The sequence below is a fragment of the Micrococcus sp. H39-S4 genome, from assembly GCF_027158145.1.
Taxonomy (GTDB): Bacteria; Actinomycetota; Actinomycetes; order Actinomycetales; family Micrococcaceae; genus Micrococcus; species Micrococcus luteus.
This window is the reverse complement of sequence record NZ_JAPVLT010000021.1, coordinates 1-4,111: the sequence shown is the minus strand read 5'-3', so window position 1 is coordinate 4,111 and position 4,111 is coordinate 1. Positions and strand designations below refer to the sequence as shown.

Here is a 4,111-nt window from a genome sequence, read left to right as displayed (position 1 = left end):
TTCGTGTGTAGAGTTCCATCTCGTGCTCAAGACGCCGACCGGGTGACCGGGAGGCGGGGTGAAGAACACAGAATCCGCGGATTCATGCCGAGAATGGCAGGTCCAGGGCGGGTGGTGCTCACCGGGTGCGCGGCCGGCAGTGATGCGGGTCGGGATTCCTGAAGAAGATGATCTGGTTTGACAGCCGGGAATCATGTGGTAAGCTTTTCAAGGCCTTCCACGTGGATGGTCCGGTGAGTGTCTGACACCGCGTTGAGCGGAGTTGACATGGTCGGATCACGTGGTAAGGTTTTCTAGCCCGGCCATGTGAACGGACGGTGAATGCTTCGGACACGGAGTTGACACGGTCGAAACGGATGGTCTAGGATGGAGAAGTTGCTCCAGAGCGAAACGGCCCGCGGAGCGGGTCGCTGAAGCTGGAAGCGCCTGTTGTTTGAGAACTCAATAGTGTGCCAAGTTTGTTGATGCCAATTGTTTTAACACATATTGGTTGATCATCGCCTGCCACCCCCGTGGTGTGGTGATGGTCTGCCAGGTATTGAATGGATGTCGTGGTGGTTATTTCCGGCTGCCACGGTGTTGTTCTGTAATTTTTTTACGGAGAGTTTGATCCTGGCTCAGGATGAACGCTGGCGGCGTGCTTAACACATGCAAGTCGAACGATGAAGCCCAGCTTGCTGGGTGGATTAGTGGCGAACGGGTGAGTAACACGTGAGTAACCTGCCCTTAACTCTGGGATAAGCCTGGGAAACTGGGTCTAATACCGGATAGGAGCGTCCACCGCATGGTGGGTGTTGGAAAGATTTATCGGTTTTGGATGGACTCGCGGCCTATCAGCTTGTTGGTGAGGTAATGGCTCACCAAGGCGACGACGGGTAGCCGGCCTGAGAGGGTGACCGGCCACACTGGGACTGAGACACGGCCCAGACTCCTACGGGAGGCAGCAGTGGGGAATATTGCACAATGGGCGCAAGCCTGATGCAGCGACGCCGCGTGAGGGATGACGGCCTTCGGGTTGTAAACCTCTTTCAGTAGGGAAGAAGCGAAAGTGACGGTACCTGCAGAAGAAGCACCGGCTAACTACGTGCCAGCAGCCGCGGTAATACGTAGGGTGCGAGCGTTATCCGGAATTATTGGGCGTAAAGAGCTCGTAGGCGGTTTGTCGCGTCTGTCGTGAAAGTCCGGGGCTTAACCCCGGATCTGCGGTGGGTACGGGCAGACTAGAGTGCAGTAGGGGAGACTGGAATTCCTGGTGTAGCGGTGGAATGCGCAGATATCAGGAGGAACACCGATGGCGAAGGCAGGTCTCTGGGCTGTAACTGACGCTGAGGAGCGAAAGCATGGGGAGCGAACAGGATTAGATACCCTGGTAGTCCATGCCGTAAACGTTGGGCACTAGGTGTGGGGACCATTCCACGGTTTCCGCGCCGCAGCTAACGCATTAAGTGCCCCGCCTGGGGAGTACGGCCGCAAGGCTAAAACTCAAAGGAATTGACGGGGGCCCGCACAAGCGGCGGAGCATGCGGATTAATTCGATGCAACGCGAAGAACCTTACCAAGGCTTGACATGTTCTCGATCGCCGTAGAGATACGGTTTCCCCTTTGGGGCGGGTTCACAGGTGGTGCATGGTTGTCGTCAGCTCGTGTCGTGAGATGTTGGGTTAAGTCCCGCAACGAGCGCAACCCTCGTTCCATGTTGCCAGCACGTCGTGGTGGGGACTCATGGGAGACTGCCGGGGTCAACTCGGAGGAAGGTGAGGACGACGTCAAATCATCATGCCCCTTATGTCTTGGGCTTCACGCATGCTACAATGGCCGGTACAATGGGTTGCGATACTGTGAGGTGGAGCTAATCCCAAAAAGCCGGTCTCAGTTCGGATTGGGGTCTGCAACTCGACCCCATGAAGTCGGAGTCGCTAGTAATCGCAGATCAGCAACGCTGCGGTGAATACGTTCCCGGGCCTTGTACACACCGCCCGTCAAGTCACGAAAGTTGGTAACACCCGAAGCCGGTGGCCTAACCCTTGTGGGGGGAGCCGTCGAAGGTGGGACCAGCGATTGGGACTAAGTCGTAACAAGGTAGCCGTACCGGAAGGTGCGGCTGGATCACCTCCTTTCTAAGGAGCATCAGTGCCCGTTGCATCACCGCGTGTGTGATGGCGGGTTGCTCATGGGTGGAACATCAATGAATGGTGCCAGTGGTGGTGCCGGCAGTGCTCGAGTACGTCATGCCTGTGAGGGTGTGGTTGGAATGGGTGGTGTTGGTGGCTGCGAGCTGGTGTTGGCACACTGTTGGGTCCTGGAACAGCAGGCACCCTGATCTGTGAGGGTTGGGTTGTTGTTTCTGGTCTCCGTATCTTGTGAAGCTGGCCTTGTGGGTTGGTGGATGGGGTGTGGGTTGTTGTTTGAGAACTGCATAGTGGACGCGAGCATCTTATTTTTTGTTGCTGCATCGTTGATCGCACTGTTCCCCCTGGGGTGGTGTGTGAGGTGTGGTGATGCCGAGAATGACATCTTAGTTAGATATTGCTCATTTGAGGACTTTCATTGTGTGTGAAAGTTTCCAAGGGCGCATGGTGGATGCCTTGGCAACAGGAGCCGAAGAAGGACGTGGGAATCTGCGATAAGCCTGGTGGAGTCGATAACCGGACGTTGAGACCAGGATTTCCGAATGGGGAAACCCCGCACGACGTGTCGTGTGACCCCCGGTTGAACACATAGACCGGGTGGAGGGAACGTGGGGAAGTGAAACATCTCAGTACCCACAGGAAGAGAAAACAAAAGTGATTCCGTTAGTAGTGGCGAGCGAACGCGGATGGGGCTAAACCGTATGTGTGTGATACCCGGCAGGGGTTGCATGTGCGGTGTTGTGGGCCCCTCCTTGTCATGTCTGCCGGCATGGCGCAGTGAGGTGCGGGCATATAGACGAACCAGTGTGGATGCTGGACCGTAGAGGGTGAGAGTCCCGTAGTCGAAATGTGTTCCGCCGCTGTTGGGGGGTTGCCCGAGTAGCACGGGGCCCGAGGAATCCCGTGTGAATCTGCCAGGACCACCTGGTAAGCCTGAATACTACCTGTTGACCGATAGCGGATCAGTACCGTGAGGGAATGGTGAAAAGTACCCCGGGAGGGGAGTGAAATAGTACCTGAAACCATGTGCCTACAAACCGTTGGAGCCTTCTTGTGGGGTGACAGCGTGCCTTTTGAAGAATGAGCCTGCGAGTTAGTGATACGTGGCGAGGTTAACCCGTGTGGGGAAGCCGTAGCGAAAGCGAGTCTGAATAGGGCGATTGAGTCGCGTGTCCTAGACCCGAAGCGGAGTGATCTACCCATGGCCAGGTTGAAGCGCGTGTAAGAGCGCGTGGAGGACCGAACCCACTTCAGTTGAAAATGGAGGGGATGAGCTGTGGGTAGGGGTGAAAGGCCAATCAAACTCCGTGATAGCTGGTTCTCCCCGAAATGCATTTAGGTGCAGCGTCACGTGTTTCTTCCCGGAGGTAGAGCTACTGGATGGACGATGGGCCCTACAAGGTTACTGACTTCAGCCAAACTCCGAATGCCGGGAAGTGAGAGCGTGGCAGTGAGACTGTGGGGGATAAGCTTCATAGTCGAGAGGGAAACAGCCCAGACCACCGGTTAAGGCCCCTAAGCGTGTGCTAAGTGGGAAAGGATGTGGAGTTGCTGAGACAACCAGGAGGTTGGCTTAGAAGCAGCCACCCTTGAAAGAGTGCGTAATAGCTCACTGGTCAAGTGATTCCGCGCCGACAATGTAGCGGGGCTCAAGTACACCGCCGAAACCGTGGCATTCAGTTTTGCTGGATGGGTAGGGGAGCGTCGTTCACGAGGTGAAGCCAGCGGGTAACTTCTGGTGGATTGTGGACGAGTGAGAATGCAGGCATGAGTAGCGAAAGACGGGTGAGAAACCCGTCCGCCGGATGACTAAGGGTTCCAGGGTCAAGCTAATCTGCCCTGGGTAAGTCGGGACCTAAGGCGAGGCCGACAGGCGTAGTCGATGGACAACGGGTTGATATTCCCGTACCAGTGAAGAACCGTCCATGTTGAGCCGGTGATACTAACCGCCCGAACCATCCCGAACCCCGTCTTTGACGGGG

At 56.1% G+C, this 4,111-nt stretch carries 2 rRNA genes; both read left to right on the top strand.

The features are described 5' to 3' along the window. Nucleotides 1–594 precede the first annotated feature (594 nt). Nucleotides 595–2,117 (top strand): 16S ribosomal RNA (locus O3T09_RS11725). 436 nt (nucleotides 2,118–2,553) lie between these two features. Further along, a 23S ribosomal RNA gene (locus O3T09_RS11720) occupies nucleotides 2,554–4,111 on the top strand; the annotation flags it as partial.